Source organism: bacterium, assembly GCA_013360195.1.
In the GTDB taxonomy this organism is placed as follows: domain Bacteria; phylum Electryoneota; class RPQS01; order RPQS01; family RPQS01; genus JABWCQ01.
Window position 1 is genome coordinate 74,640 of the sequence record JABWCQ010000012.1, and the last position, 16,742, is coordinate 91,381.

12 protein-coding genes are annotated in these 16,742 nt (G+C 52.6%); 3 read left to right on the plus strand and 9 right to left on the minus strand.

Features of this window, described 5'->3' with window-relative positions:
• Nucleotides 1-10: 10 nt before the first annotated feature.
• The 8 genes from HUU59_09805 to HUU59_09840 form a co-directional block, all read right to left on the minus strand.
• Nucleotides 11-646 carry a hypothetical protein gene (locus tag HUU59_09805; GenBank protein ID NUO19730.1) on the minus strand — a complete coding sequence of 212 codons (636 nt, stop codon included), beginning with the start codon at nucleotides 644-646 and terminating at the stop codon, nucleotides 11-13.
• A gap of 19 nt (nucleotides 647-665) precedes the next feature.
• The gene (locus tag HUU59_09810; protein ID NUO19731.1) at nucleotides 666-1,139 is read right to left on the minus strand and encodes a hydrogenase maturation protease; all 474 of its coding nucleotides are present in this window, start codon (nucleotides 1,137-1,139) and stop codon (nucleotides 666-668) included.
• Between the two features lies 1 nt (nucleotide 1,140).
• Complete coding sequence (locus tag HUU59_09815) at nucleotides 1,141-2,562, minus strand: Ni/Fe hydrogenase subunit alpha (protein NUO19732.1); 1,422 nt, start codon at nucleotides 2,560-2,562, stop codon at nucleotides 1,141-1,143.
• Between the two features lie 9 nt (nucleotides 2,563-2,571).
• The gene (locus HUU59_09820; GenBank protein ID NUO19733.1) at nucleotides 2,572-3,105 is read right to left on the minus strand and encodes an NADP oxidoreductase; all 534 of its coding nucleotides are present in this window, start codon (nucleotides 3,103-3,105) and stop codon (nucleotides 2,572-2,574) included.
• On the minus strand, nucleotides 3,092-3,829 hold the full coding sequence (gene hoxU / locus HUU59_09825) for a bidirectional hydrogenase complex protein HoxU (protein ID NUO19734.1): 738 nt from the start codon (nucleotides 3,827-3,829) through the stop codon (nucleotides 3,092-3,094). Before hoxU ends, HUU59_09820 begins: the two co-directional genes overlap by 14 nt.
• Nucleotides 3,826-5,463, minus strand: coding sequence for an NADH-quinone oxidoreductase subunit NuoF (gene nuoF / locus HUU59_09830; GenBank protein NUO19735.1), 1,638 nt, complete (start codon nucleotides 5,461-5,463; stop codon nucleotides 3,826-3,828). The genes hoxU and nuoF overlap by 4 nt, the downstream gene beginning before the upstream one ends.
• On the minus strand, nucleotides 5,450-5,956 hold the full coding sequence (locus HUU59_09835; GenBank protein ID NUO19736.1) for an NAD(P)H-dependent oxidoreductase subunit E: 507 nt from the start codon (nucleotides 5,954-5,956) through the stop codon (nucleotides 5,450-5,452). The genes nuoF and HUU59_09835 overlap by 14 nt, the downstream gene beginning before the upstream one ends.
• 330 nt (nucleotides 5,957-6,286) lie before the next feature.
• Nucleotides 6,287-8,128, minus strand: coding sequence for an OPT/YSL family transporter (locus tag HUU59_09840; protein NUO19737.1), 1,842 nt, complete (start codon nucleotides 8,126-8,128; stop codon nucleotides 6,287-6,289).
• Nucleotides 8,129-8,861: 733 nt separating this feature from the next.
• Here HUU59_09840 and HUU59_09845 point away from each other — a divergent pair.
• The 3 genes from HUU59_09845 to HUU59_09855 all read left to right on the plus strand — a co-directional run bounded on the left by HUU59_09845 (nucleotide 8,862) and on the right by HUU59_09855 (nucleotide 16,395).
• A complete protein-coding gene (locus HUU59_09845; GenBank protein ID NUO19738.1) occupies nucleotides 8,862-9,608 on the plus strand; it encodes a hypothetical protein in 747 nt (248 codons plus the stop codon).
• 47 nt (nucleotides 9,609-9,655) lie between these two features.
• Entirely contained in the window at nucleotides 9,656-15,577 is a 5,922-nt protein-coding gene (locus tag HUU59_09850) for a right-handed parallel beta-helix repeat-containing protein (protein ID NUO19739.1), read from the plus strand.
• 83 nt (nucleotides 15,578-15,660) lie between these two features.
• Nucleotides 15,661-16,395: a hypothetical protein gene (locus tag HUU59_09855; GenBank protein ID NUO19740.1), complete on the plus strand. Its 735-nt coding sequence runs from the start codon at nucleotides 15,661-15,663 to the stop codon at nucleotides 16,393-16,395.
• Nucleotides 16,396-16,469: 74 nt separating this feature from the next.
• On the opposite strand, the gene HUU59_09860 is transcribed toward HUU59_09855, so the two are convergent.
• On the minus strand, nucleotides 16,470-16,742 hold a 273-nt coding region (locus tag HUU59_09860), incomplete at its 5' end, for a T9SS type A sorting domain-containing protein (protein NUO19741.1).

Consider the following 16,742-nt stretch of genomic DNA (forward strand, 5'->3'; position numbering starts at 1 on the left):
CTCTCGTCAGCTATGCCCCTATGAACACCATGGATGCGCCGCACGCAAGAATACACAGCCCGGCAACTGCATGGCCGTAGGCGGGATTGAACTTGAACTTCGCCACAGAAATTCCTTTGTAACCCAGCACCACGGTGCTGATCATGGTTGCAAGAGTCGCAATGGAAAATGCGCTTGTAAGGACTATTGTAGCGAGCGGGCCACTCACGGTTTGTGGAAGTGTGACAAACGGAACAAGCGGTTCACACGGACCGAGCACGAAGATGAGAAACAACGCCCAAGTGAGCTTTCCTCCGGATTCAGGCTGAGTGCCATATCCAACACGTATCGCCCGCCTGAATCCCCAAATTGCGTAGATAACGCCGAAGCTCAAAAGCGCCCATCCCGCGATTGCACCGCGAGCGCTTTCCAGAGTGGCGCTATCGAAGACGTGAGGTGCAAGCTTCGTTACAAGTACTGCAATCGCCACGGCACTCGCAATGTGCCCGATTCCGCACAATACAGTCACATTTAATGTCCTGCGCAGTGACCATTTCCTTGCCTTTGCAAGGGCCACGAAGGGAACATAATGATCGGGTCCAATCAAAGTATGTATGACTCCGACCAGGCCCGCCGCACCGGCAAGTGATAACAATTCAGGGTTCATAAGAAGTACGTATTAATGGTTAAAGTGCGACAACAGGATTCTCGTCTTCGTGAAAGTGTTCCTGATACCAGTGGCTGACACAATCTGCATATGCGGCCACATTCACGGACAGAATGTCGCTAATGCTATCTGGCTTGTCAAACTCCGAAGCACCTATGCGCAGAAGGCTTGCCGCCGGGCAATGTCGGAACAAAGCACATGTTAACTGCACCAGTTCTGCAGGTGTCAGCTCATGACCAAATGGCGTTGCTACTTCAACGCCAGTAGGCACTTCACCGATCTTCCATTGACCCGGTGGCAAATCAAGCGCTGCATCAATGAACAGCACACACTTGCATTCAGCAAGAGTGGGTGCAAGTTCAATAGTGAGCTGCGTCACCTCAACAATTCTGTCACTAACTATTGTGTCATGAAGATGCTTCAAGACAAGCGAGGCAATTCCATCATCGCCGCGAAGCGTGTTTCCAATTCCGATTATAAGACATTTGTTCATTCTACCTTACCAGGCTGCAGAGCAGCTCGCGACGGTGTGTCAGAAGGTCGATGCGAATTGGCATTTTTCCTGCTGCGTGGGTCGAGCAGCTAAGGCAAGGGTCATACGCACGAATAACGGCCTCCACTCGGTTCAGCATGCCTTCATTCAAGCGCTCCCCGTCTACAAAGCTCCGTGCGACTTGAAGAATGCTGCGGTTCATCGCAAGATTATTGTGCCCGGTTGCGATAATCATGTTTGCACCTTTCATGACACCTTGATCATCAACAAAGTAGTGATGAATAATCGTTCCGCGCGGAGCTTCCGCAACACCGATACCTTCCAGGCTGTTCGGTGCAGCTCCCGCCCTTACATGCTTGTCAAGTACCTGATCCTCGGCAAGTTTGCGCTCAAGCCGCTCAACACAGAAAAGTATTTCGATGAGCCTCGCCCAATGATTGTGGTACGCACTTAGAGCTGGTGCACCACAAGTCGCTCGAAACTCATCAAGTTCAGCATCGGCGAGTGGCGTCCCGCAGCGCGTTACCACATTCAGTCGTGCCGCAGGTCCTACACGATACATCCCGGCAGGGTAACCCATCGGCTTGTAGAACGGGAATTTCATGAATGTCCAAGGTTCAACTGCTTCGGCGATGATTTCTGCATACTGGGTCGAAGCCAAGCCGTGTGTGATAACATTTCCGATGGAATCTACCACTCGCAGCTTTCCGTCGTAGTGTTCAAGCTGGCCCTTGTCATCAACAAGCCCCATGAACAGCGAAGGAAAGTTTCCAAATGTCTCGATCTCCGCCGGAAACGAATTCAGTATCGGCTTGAACGTGGCAAGTGTACGCAGGGCAATCTCCTTGATCTCCGGCAGCTTCGATCGTATCTGCTCGCGATGTGCCGCGGTGAGCGGTTCGCTCACGCCCCCTGCAACGATCCAAGCGGGATGAATTCGCTTCCCGCCAAGCAGTTCTATTATCTGTTGACCGAATTGCCGCAGACGAATTCCGTCCAGGGCGAGCTCCGGATTCTTCGCGGCAAGTCCGGCTATATTACGCGTTGCAGGGTCTCCGTCAAAACCGAATATGAAATCCGGCGATGAAAGATAGAAGAAGCATAGTGCATGCGACTGAATAATCTGCGCATAGTTCATGAGTCGTCGGAGCACCATTGCCGTGTACGGTATCTTTACAGCGAGAATTTCGTCACAAGCCTTTGCACCGGCGATCAGGTGGGCAACTGGACAGATTCCGCAGGACCGGGCCATGAGAGCGGGCATTTCGTAGTACGGCCTGCCTTCACAGAATTTTTCAAAACCGCGGTACTGGGTCGTATGAAAATACGCGTGCTCGACCATGCCGCTTTCATTTAACTGCAGACTGATTCTGGCATGACCTTCAATGCGCGTAATCGGGTCTATTGTAATTGTTCTTGTCACGGTAGTATCCTATCTCCCGAAACGCGTCAGGTGTTTTACGTCCGGTTGCTTCCTCAACACTAGTTCATATAACGCGTGAAATATCGCGTCGGCAGGAGGTGGACATCCGGGTATGTGTAAATCAACTGCGACGGTTTCATGGATCGGTATTACTTTGTCAAGCAATCTGGGAAGCGACTCAGAGGGAATTTGTGGATGCAGTTCTGCAAGTTCCTTGTAGGCACGGTTCAAACATGGCCCCGCACCGCAGGTGTTTCGCATTGCCGGTACGTTTCCCGTCACTGCGCAATCTCCAAGCGCGATGAGAATCTTCGTCCTTGAGCGTACTTTCTTCAGCTTGACAACATCCTCGTCGGTGCTTACCGCACCTTCGATCAGAGCAATGTCCACGTCATCTGGAAATACCTTAGCATCAACCAACGGGCTGTAGACAATATCAACATGTTGCAGCAACGTCACTATTCTCTCATCGGTATCAAGCAACGACATATGACATCCTGAGCAGCCGTCCAGCCACACTGTTGCGAGCTTAAGCTTCCTCATGCTTCACCTCGCGCATTCTGGCGATTTCTGCTATAACGTCTCGCCGTTTGAACTTCTCACCGACACTGCGTCTGCCCTTCTCCTTGATTGCGCCGGTTGGGCATACCTGAACACATTTGCTGCACCGGGTGCAGGTGGGTGAATCCCCCCAGTTATTGTCGAGATCGCTGATGATTCGGGCGTGAATCCCTCGTCCCATGATATCCAGAGTGTGCGCACCTTCTATGTCGCTGCAAACACGCACGCAGCGGTTGCAAAGTATACAGCGATTGTTGTCCGAAACGAATCGGTCGTGCGTTGCGTCAACTGTGAAAGACGGATGAAGATAAGGGAGCCGCACGTGGTCAAGTCCGAGTGCTTCCGCCAAACTCTGTAATTCGCAGAATCCATTCGCAATGCAAACCGAGCATACATGGTTGCGTTCGGTAAACAGCAGCTCGAGTACCCACTTTCGAAAGCTCTTGAGCTTCTCACTGTCCGTAACGACTTCCATCCCCTCCTGAACTTTTGTCATGCAGGACGGCAGCAGCCGTGTGCTTCCCTTAACTTCCACAAGGCAGAGTCTGCATGCGCCGTAGGAAATGAGTCCGTCGAGAAAGCACAAGGTCGGTATGAATATGCCGTTCTGACGTGCCACATCAAGAATGGTCTCATCGCTGCTGGCTCCCACCGGCTTACCGTCAATGGTGAGTGTAATAATTTGTACGGGCTGTACCGGGTTCATTTCTCGTCTCCTTCACTCGAGTGCTCTGTCGTCCCTTCTTCCACGAGTTGCGCCTCATACTCATCACGGAAGAACCGTAACGTGCTTAGTACCGGATTTGGCGCAGATTGCCCCAAGCCGCAGAGACTCATGGCCTTTACCACTTCACACAATTCCTCAAGTGTCGCAAGATCTTTTGTTGTTGCCTTCCCGTCTTTAATTTTCGAAAGTAGGTTGTGCATTTGGGTCGTTCCGACCCGGCAAGGTACACATTTCCCGCACGACTCCGATACCGAAAACTCCATGAAGTAGCGCGCGATATCAACAATACTCGCGCGTTCGTCGATGACAATCATTCCGCCCGAACCCATTATTGAGCCGATTTCCGCCAATGATTCATAGTCCACGGGAATATCGAGCTTGTGTTTCGGTATACAGCCACCCGTTGGTCCGCCCGTTTGGACTGCCTTCAGTTCATAACCTCCTTCGACTCCTCCGCCAATGTCTTCAATGATCTCCCGCAAGGATATGCCCATGGGCACCTCGATCAATCCGATGTTCTTCACGTTTCCTGCGAGCGCGAACACCTTCGTTCCCTTGCTGCGTTCCGTTCCGATTGATGCGAACCAAGCGCCGCCGTTTCTGATGATAGCTGGGATGTTCGCAAATGTCTCCACGTTGTTAATCAGTGTCGACTTGCCGAACAGCCCGCGCTCGGCTGGGTAAGGCGGTCGTGGCCGTGGAGTTCCTCGCCCACCCTCTATTGAAGCGATTAGCGCGGTCTCCTCCCCGCATACATAAGCTCCCGCACCAAGACGAAGCTCAATGTGGAAGTTAAATGTTGTGCCCATGATGTTCTGGCCAAGAAACGTGGTTTCCTCTGCCTGCCGAATCGCCTTGCGCAGTCTATCATAGGCAAGCGGATACTCCGCGCGAATATATATGTATCCATGATTTGCGCCAACTGCGAAGCCCGCGATCGCCATCCCTTCAAGTACCCGGTGAGGATCGCTCTCCAAAACGCTGCGGTCCATAAACGCGCCCGGGTCGCCTTCGTCCGCATTGCAGACGATATACTTCTGCTGTTGACCGGTCTTCGCAACGGTGGTCCACTTCAACCCGGTCGGATACCCTGCACCTCCGCGCCCCCGAAGTCCGCTCTTGATTACTTCCGTGATGACTTCGGCCGGATTCATCGTCGCAAGCACTTTGTACAGCGAGTGATAACCCTTTGCGGCAATGTAGTCGTCTATCTCCTCCGGATCTATCTTGCCCGAGTTCTCAAGCACGATCTTCAGTTGTCGTTTGAAAAATGGATGGTCTGAACGCATATGCAGCCGCTCTACGGGCTGCCCACCCAAATGATCAAGTATCTCCGGTACGTCGGTCACTTGAACCGGCGCATACACAGTTCCCTCCGGCTCTATGGCTACTACTGGACTGCCTGAACAAGGACCCAAGCAGCCAACACCCTTCACAACGCACCTGTCGCCCAGCCCTCGTTTGTCAATTTCTTCCCTTAGGGCGCGCAGTACTTCTTGGCTGCCGGCGGCAAGACATCCTGCCGCGACGCACACGTGGATTCTGTGTTTGCACATGCCTTGTTGTCGCTGCACTCGTTCACGAATCTCCGATAAGTCTTCAATCGTGACCATGAAGCACCTCATCCAGCTTGTTAAGCAGCTCCTGCTTGGTAATCCGTCCTGCATCCTTGCCGTCTATCGCTGCAATCGGCGCCAGACCGCAAGTGCCAACGCAGCAAGCTGCTGTGAGTGTTAGTTCTCCGTCCGGGGTTGTCTCGTCAATCGTAATTCCGTATCTCTCACGAAGCGCGGCCAGCAGTTCGGGGACACCGTTTATGTAGCACGCCGTTCCCGTGCAGACCACGCAGGTGTGTTTGCCAGGCGGCTTTAGTGTGAAGAACTGGTAAAATGTCGCCACCCCGTAAGCCTTGCTCAAGGGTACATTCAATGACCTTGCCACATACGACAATGACTCTCTATCCAGATAGCCAAATGAGTGCTGCACGGCATGCAGAGTCTCGATTAAAGCGTGTTCACTGCGGCCATGCTTGCGCATCACCTGCTGAACCAATAGCCACCGCTTGTCGTTCGACGGCGGCTCCGGGAATTTTGCTTGTGCTTGCATGTAGTTACGTTGGCGCTTACGTGTCGACCTGCTTGCGCCTGCCTGTGTAATGAAACTATTGTCTGTCTGACAGCGTAATTATGTGAAAAAATTCACAAAGAGCAAGAGTTTACCGCCGCGCTGTGACTTTCTCACGTAGCCACTACCTCTTAATTAATATGGGTATAGAATGATACCAATTTGGTAAACATGCTCGGTCCTACCCTCACACAGGAAAAAAGAGAAGGACCACTAAAGCAGTCCTTCTCTTTTGAATAGGAAATCAAGAATTGTCAGGTTCTTCTTGCCTTGTCACTCGTTTAATCGTGACATGCGAATTCGAAATCGTATTTAGCTAATCCAACTGACTCCAAGTATGAGCAACACGGCGACCACGACCATCATCAATCCTTCTCCCGCAATCAATCCTGATGCGAGCGACGCGCCGTAACGATCGACAGCCTCGGGATTCCTCTTTGTGTAGTAAGACGTAACGACGGCCCCAAGCCACATCGACAGCGATGAGTAAGGCGTTACCATAAATGCAATTCCGAGCGCAATGGGGGATGGCAGCCATTTTCCTACCCCCTTGATTCGCGCTACGAACGGCATGGCGAAACCGATAATCGCTCCTATCAATGCTGCAGTCATCGCGTGCGGAGGCAGAGACTTTATGCCGTCGGCAAGCAACTGAGCCATAGCGTGCCATGCCATGACTGCCGGTCCGGTGAAATCATCACCCGGTATGACATAAGCCGCTGTCAATAAACGGTACACTGCTGCGGCCGTAAAGACACCGACAACCACACCGATAATTTGTGCAATAACCTGTCGGCGAATGGACACCTTGAGAATGTACCCCGCCTTCAGATCGTGCATCAAATCACCGGATTGGCTTGCGCCTGCGGCCGTGATACCTGCAGCCATCAGGTTCGTGGGGATTTTGCCGGGATCCAAAGCTCCATACACAACCTGCGTAATCTTGCCCATGGCCCCAACAGGATTTATGTCTGTCTCGCCGGTCGCTCGGACTGATATACTGGCGATTAGAAAAGAAAGCACTACCGCCAGGATACCCATCCAAGCCGGAATATCGAAATACGTCTGAGCGAGCACTGTGGTCAGCGTTGTTGCGAACACCATGCCTACGGCCCACCATTTAATCGGAAACGGATCCGGAGCATCGTCCTCATCGCCGGGCTGAGCCTCAACTTTTCTGCCCTGAACGAGCTTCTTGAACGATCCGAATGTATTGGCAATTGTCTTGTATTGAAGCGCAAGACTTGCAAACCCCGCAGCCACCATCAATGCGACACCCGGCCACAGCAACCACCGGAATGCGGCCAGGTAGACGTTATTGGGATTGGCAGGAACGACAATTCCTTGATCGACCAGAATCGGCGCTCCCACTCCCCAAGCGAGTATCGCGCCCCAAAAAAGCGACCAGCCAACCTTGGAGCCGACAAGGATGCCCGCACCGAGCATCATCGGCGACAAACTGATTCCCATTCTAAGAGAGGCAAGTGAGATGCCCATGATGCCGACGCTCGCCAAGTCGATGTCGTCAAGCGAGAAGTCACTGAAATGTCCAAGCCCGAGCGGTTTGATGCTGAACAGGAGTTTTGCCACTGCGGCGAATATCGCGGCATAGAATAGCAGCTTGGCTTTCTTCATTGCTTCGACACCGGACGAGTACATCGCCTTGATGGTCTCTGCCGCCGCCAGCCCGGTCGGATAGCGAAGCTTCTCGCGTACTATCATTTGCTTGCGAAGCGGCACTGCGAAGAATACTCCAAGAAAGGCGATCGAGATTGCCCAGATCACAAGTTGCCAGTAGCTCAAGTCGTGCCCGGCACCCTGAGTTTCCCTAAGATACAATTCGAGTGCGGGAATGCACGCCACAAAGCCGCCGGCAGATGCCATCGTCCCGGCCGCGCTGCCCGCTGTAGCCGTGATGAGATTTTCTTTCGCATCGTACGGCCTGCGAAGAAGATTACCGATTGCCTTGAAAAGTGCAAATGAGATTACTGCGGCAGTAATCGAAGCGCCGAACGTCCAACCGATTTTAAGACCAATGCAAACATTTGACGCGCCAATAAGAGAGCCGACCAATAGTCCGGAAGCAACTGCTCGGACGGTCAGCTCACTCTGTGATACTTCGAGGACGGGAGTTTGAGGTTTAGGTTCGGACATGAATATCCTTCAAGTGGGCGAGTTATGAAGCGCAAGATGAAGTTAAGGTAGGTCAAGACAAGATAATGAATGGTTCGTCACCTTTCAATACGAATCTGCGAATATGCGAATCCCCATAATTTGAAAAATTGTGCGTGAAGAAAGCAGTCCGTATTTCGCAATATCATTATTATCAAGATATAAAGAACAGACTTCTGGATGTCACCCCGTATTTGGGATACGATTGTCCTGAATACGTTTGCGCTCTGTTGAGGTTGAACTCAGAGTTTCCGAATAGTTTATCTAATTCTTGCTGCAGGACGGGAAACACGCAGGAATGCAACACAATTCTAACTTGTGTCAAAATCATGTCTGCGCAATAGCACTGATCCGTCTGCAAAACCTCTGCATTTTGAAAACGGAGAGGTCAAAACGATGAACTTCAATATAGCTGACCTGTGGATAACTTTGTAACTACTGATCTCAAAACAGATTAAAGTTTTCTTCAACGTGTCCGCGAGTTTTGTCACAAAGGGAAATACGCTTGACTCCATATGAGTAAACTTGTAGCTTGTTGTAAGCGACTATGTTGTCGTATATAAATATGCTGAAATAAGAGGTGCATGTCTTAGCATCGTCGAAATTACCAAAGAAAACTGCTTCGATTAGGGGTACTATTGTGGTTGATTGGAACCGGTCGAAATTCGGGAAATATTTCTTCAAACTGCGCAAATTCACTTGGGTTTGCGCAGTTTTGCTTTTTTGGGGTGCGAATATTTTTGCACAGCGAAATCCGCTGGATGATACCGCTGCCTTCATTAATCTGTCACCCGGAAACATTTCTGCCTTCACGTGCGAAGGGTTTGATGTAAACATCCAGATGACGGCCACTAACGCGCGCGTATTCGACCTTAGATTCATACATGACAGCGACAACTTCGCGCTTACCGGAGTCACTCCCGGAGGACTTGCCAGCATGCACGTATTGCCGCACTATGTCGGCGGCGATACCATTGCTATTGACGGCTTTTTCCACCCGAATTTCACCGGAACAACGTTGGTGGCCACCTTGCATTTCGTGCCGATCGACGTGGTCGGAGATCAGACCACTTTGGTCGGATTTCTGGACGGTCAGGGGTTCAGCGGTACCGGAGAAGCTCCCGAACCCATGGTGATAACGGGTGACAGCTCTTCTGTTTCGCTGGAAGGCACGCCACCCTTGCCGCCGGATTCGCTGGTTATTGTTCCCATGATGGATGACTCCGTGTGTCTCCATTGGAGCCCTGTAACTCTCGATGAGGATAATGACCCGGTCGTGAACCCCGGCTATCTGGTTGAGTTTGAAGATGTCATTAACAATCAGGGTGTGTACGATTCCATCGGCTTTACCCTTGATACCTTTTTCTATCACGACTTCATCATTTATGAGTTCGACCCCGGCGATACCGGCGTGGTCAACCTTGGAACATATAGGATACGCGCTTTGAAATGTCAGAACTAAACATTCTATTTCCGTAAAACCAATGATAAACAAACCATGGAGTTACCATGAGTAAGATTGGGAAGAAACTATTTATTCTGCTGGCAGTATGTGCACTGGCCGGCAACAGCTGGGCGGCAATTCTGGACGTGCCAGGAACATATGCGACGATTCAAGCCGCAATCACTGCTGCGGCATCAGGAGACACTGTCGACGTCGCAGCGGGCACGTATGTGGAAGCCCCGGTCATTCAGAAAGATTTGACACTTCGTGGTGCAGGACAGGGTGTAACACTGATCGACGCGAATGCTTCCACATACGTTGGCATCCATGCTGACGGCGACTACTCGATTGTGCTGGAAGGTTTCTCCCTGGATGGGCCGACTGGTGCAAATGGATTCGGTATTATGTCGTCGGGCGAGAATCAGAGCATTACGATCAAGAATGTCACAGTATTCAGCTGCCAGAGAACAGCTATTACTCTAAACGGTGTCTCATTTGGCGACATTCAAAACGTGACCTGCACAGGCACCATCTACGGTGTCGGGTTCGCAACGACGGACTGTGACAATGTGACAATAAACGGCCTGACCACTTCGGGCAATGCGTGGGCCGGTTCGGCAGTCTATACTCGCGGCCAGTATTTCACGGGCGGTTCCAGTAATATTACTTACACGGGTACCTTGAGTTTCGCCGAATCAGTGCCGATCTACACTGAGCGTGATCTCTATCTTGGGGTACGCCCGCCAATCAACAATCTGTCAGTTCCACTTTCTTTGCAGTATTTAGCGAGCAGCAACGCTGTCTGGTGGGTAACGGCCTACTATCCATTGCAAGCATCGGCCGTTGCCGCTGCTGTTGCAGGCGGCCCGACAGGCTGGGTTCTTAATCGGACGAATTCGCATTATTACGTACAGGATCCCATGAACATTCAAGCCGCGATTGACGCCGCAACAGCAGGTTCGGTTATTGACGTCGCGGTTGGCCGTTACACTGAGGTGTTGCACGTCAATAAGCACGTTGACATAATAGGAGCCGGTAGTGGTGCAAGCGACCTCACGAACACCATTATCGAGCAATCCGGGACAAACAATGTCATCTTCTTGGAGGCATCAGGCGCTTCCAGTGCTGATCCTCTGCTGTTTAAGGACTTGCGTGTCGAGCCATTAAGCCGCTATGCTTTCGAGACGCAAAACCTTCTGAACCTATCTTATCTCAAGTTTGAAAATGTGAAGATCGTTGGCGGTCCTCCGACAATTGAGAACTTGGTCGGCTTGCGAACTGCTACCGACGCGAGCCTTTCAAATGTGGTGATCGTCGACTGCGAATTCAGGAATTTGGATTACGGTTTCTATTTCGCAAAGCACGGCGATTGGGGTCCGGGGGGAAGCAATGTTTCAAACTTATCTGTAACGAACACCGACTTCATAGATAATTACTACAAAGGCATCTACTGCGAGAAGTTGACGAACGCAACATTTGACGGGTGTATCTTCGACGGTAACGGTTCAGATCCCTTCTGGAATGATCCTTGGAATGCCGGCGCAGACATCAATCTGAAGGGCCAGGAAACCTATCAGGACATCTTCTTTACGAACTGCACATTTACTGGAAACGGTTTGGGATTCCGTGAAGGTGCTGCTTTGATGATAAAGGCCCGTGGCAGCGGAGTAGACGGTGGCGGCGGTGGTGCATATCAACTCCACCCTGCATCACTGACAAACGTCCAAGTTACAAATTGCCTCGTTACAGGCAATGAGCGAGGCATTCGATTTGGCGAACCGGGACAGACTAATAGTTTGCCTGCCGGGTACGTTTATGATTGCGCTGTTTACGGCAACGTAAAAACGTACGGACCGATGGACGGTAGCGCTTATGGTGACGTAATCAATATGACAACGGCCTGCTGCAATGCAGGGGCAAATTGGTGGGGAAGTGCAGCACCAAATTTTGCAACACAATCCTTCGGTACGGTAGACTACTCACCATGGATGGGTCTTGTTGGTACAAGCACGAATCCAGGCTATAGCGGCAACTTCTCATCACTCTGGGTAGACGACAATAGCCCGTCATGCGGCGGTTCAAACATCGTCCAGGAAGCAGTCAACCTCGTCTCCGGCAGCACCATCAACTTGATGCCGGGTACCTATGTCGGACAGGTTCATGCTGCGAACTTTGCAAATCTGTATATCATCGGCTCCGGTGTTGCCAATACCTTCATCAAGGCTCCGGCGACCGCGATGACGGATTTCTTCACGACCACCGCGAACAACTATCCTGTCCTGTTCTTGGACAACTCCACGGCACACGTATCCGCTTTGACAGTCGATGGCGACGGCAAGGGAAATGTCAACTATCGCTTCCAAGGCATTGGTTACTGGAACAGCAGTGGTTCGTTGACCGATGTCCGCGTCACCGGCGTTCGCGACACGCCGTTTAGTGGAAGCCAGCATGGCGTTGGCGTGTATGCCTTTAACAACACGGCAGGTCCGTTTACAATCAACTTGACCAACGTAACAGTTGACGACTATCAAAAGAACGCATTTGCCCTGAATGGGAACAATAATCTCACTGTCACGGCCTCGAATGTCACAACTTCGGGCGCCGGATGGACTCCGGTAACTGCACAGAACGGTATCCAACTTTGGGGCGCGACGGGAACCTTGACAAACTGCAGCGTCACCGGGAACGCGTATGACGGGCCGAGTTGGTCTGCAGCCGGATTCTTGCTCTATCAATCGGACGGCGTGACTCTTAACAACTGCACTGCCACGGACAACCAGATAGGCATCGATGCGACGGACGGCTCCGCTGCAGTAAATGGCGGTACAGTCACTGGCCCAGGAGCCCCTTCGTCTCCACGCTACACAGCAGGTGTGGCTGCAGGAAACGTTACTGCCGGCCTCTCGGTATTGCGGCCGACTGTCCAACTTTTTGGCGATGGTCCGGTCAGTGAAGATCGGCGTTCCTCGTTGGACGATCCGGGTGATGACTCGATTGAGATTTACAACGCAACCATCACGGGAACAAGTTCCTATACTGGCTACGGTGTAGATGCCTATACCTACAACGATGATCTTGATGTCACTGTGGATGGAAGCACGATTACCGGCTGGCAATACGGTATCAGCATTGACGTAATCGGTGGAACGATCACCAACGCCTTGATTACTGACAATACTCTCATCAATACCAACAACACTTACGATGAAGTCTCCGGCCACACCTGGGACAGCAACTGCTATTCAGACTTCACCTCCAACGGCGGATTCCCGACACAATATAACGTCGCTGGCGGCGGCGGCAACGTGGACGCAAACCCGAACCCGAACGGTTGCAGCGACGTGAACTTCATCGTCAGCGACCCGCTTATCGGATGCGACGCCCCTTGCAACACGACGCTTCTTTACATCACGCTGGATGCAGCCGGACTGCCGAACCTGCAGCTGGTGTTCACTTTGCCGGCGGGATTCTCGACCGTCGGTGGAATCGTAACACCTGGTTCGAATGTTGATCCCAACTTGCTCAACGCATACGCTACCGTTTCCGGACAAGTCGTGACCGTTGACATGGGCTTCCAGGATCCGGGCAGCACCGGTGACAACACCAAGTACGTTGCATGCTTCACACTGACTAACACCGGCGCGGGCACGGGCGTTCACACCGTCTACGGCAACAGCTCGCTCTGGATTGACGGCCTCGGCGGCAATCATGTCAATGAACTGCTGCTCGGCTCGATTGACATTACCGTGGACTGCACTGATCCGGCCGCTCCAACGACATTCGTTAATAACGGTACGTGCGCGTATGGCTCAGGTTACATGCCTGCCGACGTATTCTCCGTGACCGACTTGACTGCTGGTGGCGGTGCGGCTCTGCAGACCGTTTGGCTGACTGCCAACGGCAATGCGTCGCCGACGTATTTGATTACGTTGGTCGGCACGGATCCATACGACTTCACCTTCCCCGCTCCCGGTACTGAGGCATCGTTCTACGATCTGCTTGACGACCTGGACGGCTGCAACACGCTGAATCTGCACGTGACGGACGCAGAGTGCAATACCGCCGTCTTCGACCTGTTGAATGTTGGCTGGGACGCAACTCCGCCGACCCTTAATGTGACGGACGGAATCACTGGGTGCTACAACGCATCTACTGGTGCTGCCGCACTGCTCGGTCTTGACATCGACGTATCCGCGTTGTCCGCGCTGAATTGCCGGGCAACCAGCGGTACGTTAACCATCACCAGCATCACGAACCCCGGCGGAACGCCGTTCACTTTCCCGCTTAGCGGTGACCTTGCCGACTTCCCGGGTCTGGCTAACAATGCCGCCCTGTGGTCGTGGATGATTACGAATGGACAGGGCAATGTTCCTGCAACTGCGAACGGTGAGCCCTATACCTTCAGCGTAACTGCAGGCGATTGCGCAGGCAATGTAAGCCTTGCCCAAACATGGGACATCTGTCTTGACTTCACCACTCCGGGCAATACCGTTTCGACCTTCGATGCCCGTCCGGCTGACGGCGGCGTCTGGCTGAATTGGGCTTGGTCTCCGGATGTGTCACAGGCGGTTGAGATGAGAATCTACCGCAGCCCGATTTCCGGCGGCTATCCTGCATATAATCCGCCGCTGAGAGATTCCTATGACACCTCGCCTGCCGCTCTTGCTGGCTGGACACTGGTGGAAACGCAGATCATTGGCTCCGGTCAAGTCTCCTCTGCAACCGAAACTGATGCGAACAACCGTGGTGACTATGCACAGCATACGACCTACTGGCTGGATGCGCAAGGTGGCTGGGAAGCAGGCGAAACTCTGCCGAATGGAAATACTGAAGGTCCCGATGCAACGACATGGCGCGATATCTATCGCTACGTGACGTTTGTGCGCGATGCGGGCGGCAACTGGTCCACAGGATATGCTCCTGTCCAAGGCACAAACGTGGACCGCTCGACAAACTACTGGCTGGGCGACTTTTCTCCGGCGGATGACAATGGTTCAAACAACTCCCGTGGCCGCGTGGACACGGACGACTTGACTCTGTTGTCGGCGGTCTATTTCAGCAACGTCGTTGGTGACTATCGCAATATCGGACCGGTTGTCCTGCCTGCCGAAAACGGCAATGTCGGCAAGAGCATTCCGAATCCGGATACTCTTGGTTTCGTGAGCTTCCAGGACCTCGTACCGTTCAGCTTCAACTTCAATATGGTCTCCCCGGTGGGCACGTTTGCCACCGAGTTCGTGGTTGAACCTGACCCGACAGTCTATCGTCCGTTTAATCGTTTGGACGCCATGCCGGTCGTCGACCTCTCCATTACTGAAGACCCGTCCCTCGAAGTTGGCAGTGAATTCACTGTTGTGGTGTCTCTTGCCAACAACGAATCCGACGTCGTCAAGGCAGCGGAAGCTATTCTGACCTATTGTGATGCTTTGGAGGTGGTCAGCACCAATTCCGCCAGCGCCGTGGCCTCTGAAGAGGGAACGCTGTTTGCAAAGGCTGCTGCCATCGAAGGTAACAACCAGATTGGTTTTGTTGCCGCTTCTTGCGGTGGATGGACGACTTTGGAGGGTAATTCGACCCTTGGAACCGTCACCTTCCGCGTGAAGTCCGAAATCACAGGCACCTGCGAAATCGAGTTAACCTCGGTCCAATTGTTTGACAATACCGGGGAAATTATCGAAATTGAGGGTGAAACGATTCCGTTGTCCGGTGTGTCGACTCTGCCCACAAGCTATGCGTTGTACCAGAACTATCCGAACCCGTTCAACCCGACGACGAACATCCAGTTCGATCTGAAGGATGCGGGACACGTGAAGATTATGGTTTTCAACACCTTGGGTCAAGTCGTCGCAACGATCGCCGATCGTGAACTCGAGGCTGGTCGTCACACAGTGTCGTTTGACGCCTCCAACCTCGCCTCCGGTCTGTACCTCTATTCCATCAATGTGAATGGGTTCTCTGACCTGAAGAAGATGGTTCTGATCCGTTAATACAGAACCGCCTCTTTCGCGATAGTGAGACCCCCGCCGCCACGGCTCGTGGCGGCGGGGGATATTTTTAACAAAGGACATGCATGAAAAGCTTTGCCCTGATGATTATGTTGAGCGCTGTGATTTCTGCGAGCTATGATTGGGCGGGCGCTACGACCATGTATTTCGTTCCCGACACTGCGTACGCGGACCTCGGGGACACGGTGACCTTCACCGCCCACATTACCGCATCCGATACGGTACGTGGTTTTACAGTCTACATGGTCTATGACACGAATATCGTTGATCTCGTCGGCGCACCGACTCCGGGCGCCCTGATCGCCGGGCTGCCCGGGCTGGACTTCAGGTATGCCGACCACATTGTCGCCGCTCCCGCTTGGCTGGAAGTCGGCGCCACAGTTTTTGGTACAACTTATTGGGCAGGACCTGGCGCGCTATTTCAATTCAGTCTGGTGATGCGGGAGTGCGGAGTGGTTCCGATGACTGGCAGTTTCAGCATGCGGCGTCCGAACGGCAATTTCATTCCTGGAACGTTCTCACCGCCTGCAATTCTGGTTTGCGACGCGGTGCCGCTGGCACCCGACAGCCTGACCATTTTCTGGACGGGGACAGCGGCACACCTGCGTTGGAAGGCCGTAACTGAAAACGAGTTCGGCTTCCCGCTCGCCGACCCGCCAACGTATGTTGTCTATCGTGCCGAAGAGTTGCCCGCGTTTTCACCTTTCGCGCCGATTGACACCGTGAACACTCTCGAGTATGTTGACAGCACCGGCTTGGGTGAAGAACATTTATACTATGTTCGAGCTTTGATCGAATGACAGGGAGATTGGGAAGAGAAAAGCCCCCGCAGGTCGGGGGCTTTCTTGTTTTGGTCAAGTAGGCTTTCGGCCTGTCAATGAATCAGTATCATCTTGCGCGCCAAGGTCTTTTCATTGTATTTCAGCACGTAAACGTAAATACCGGAGGCCACGTCAGCAGCGTTCCACTGTATCTCGTGTCTCCCTGCTTCTTGCAGACCGCTCTGCAATGTCGCGACTGCCTGACCGTTCGTATTGTAAACGGTAAGCGTTACATTGGCAGCGTCAGGAATCTCGTAGCGAATCACCGTAGAGGCATTGAACGGATTCGGATAGTTCTGCAGCAGCTCAACAGACTCCGGTATGGC

Excerpts from the sequence above, each read along its gene's own strand:
- nuoF (NUO19735.1), bottom strand. The coding sequence starts at position 5,463 with ATGGTCACGATTGAAGACTTATCGGAGATTCGTGAACGAGTGCAGCGA.
- HUU59_09805 (NUO19730.1), bottom strand. The coding sequence starts at position 646 with ATGAACCCTGAATTGTTATCACTTGCCGGTGCGGCGGGCCTGGTCGGA.
- HUU59_09840 (NUO19737.1), bottom strand. The coding sequence starts at position 8,128 with ATGTCCGAACCTAAACCTCAAACTCCCGTCCTCGAAGTATCACAGAGT.
- hoxU (NUO19734.1), bottom strand. The coding sequence starts at position 3,829 with ATGAACCCGGTACAGCCCGTACAAATTATTACACTCACCATTGACGGT.
- HUU59_09810 (NUO19731.1), bottom strand. The coding sequence starts at position 1,139 with ATGAACAAATGTCTTATAATCGGAATTGGAAACACGCTTCGCGGCGAT.
- HUU59_09850 (NUO19739.1), top strand. The coding sequence starts at position 9,656 with ATGAGTAAGATTGGGAAGAAACTATTTATTCTGCTGGCAGTATGTGCA.
- HUU59_09820 (NUO19733.1), bottom strand. The coding sequence starts at position 3,105 with ATGAGGAAGCTTAAGCTCGCAACAGTGTGGCTGGACGGCTGCTCAGGA.
- HUU59_09835 (NUO19736.1), bottom strand. The coding sequence starts at position 5,956 with ATGCAAGCACAAGCAAAATTCCCGGAGCCGCCGTCGAACGACAAGCGG.
- HUU59_09855 (NUO19740.1), top strand. The coding sequence starts at position 15,661 with ATGAAAAGCTTTGCCCTGATGATTATGTTGAGCGCTGTGATTTCTGCG.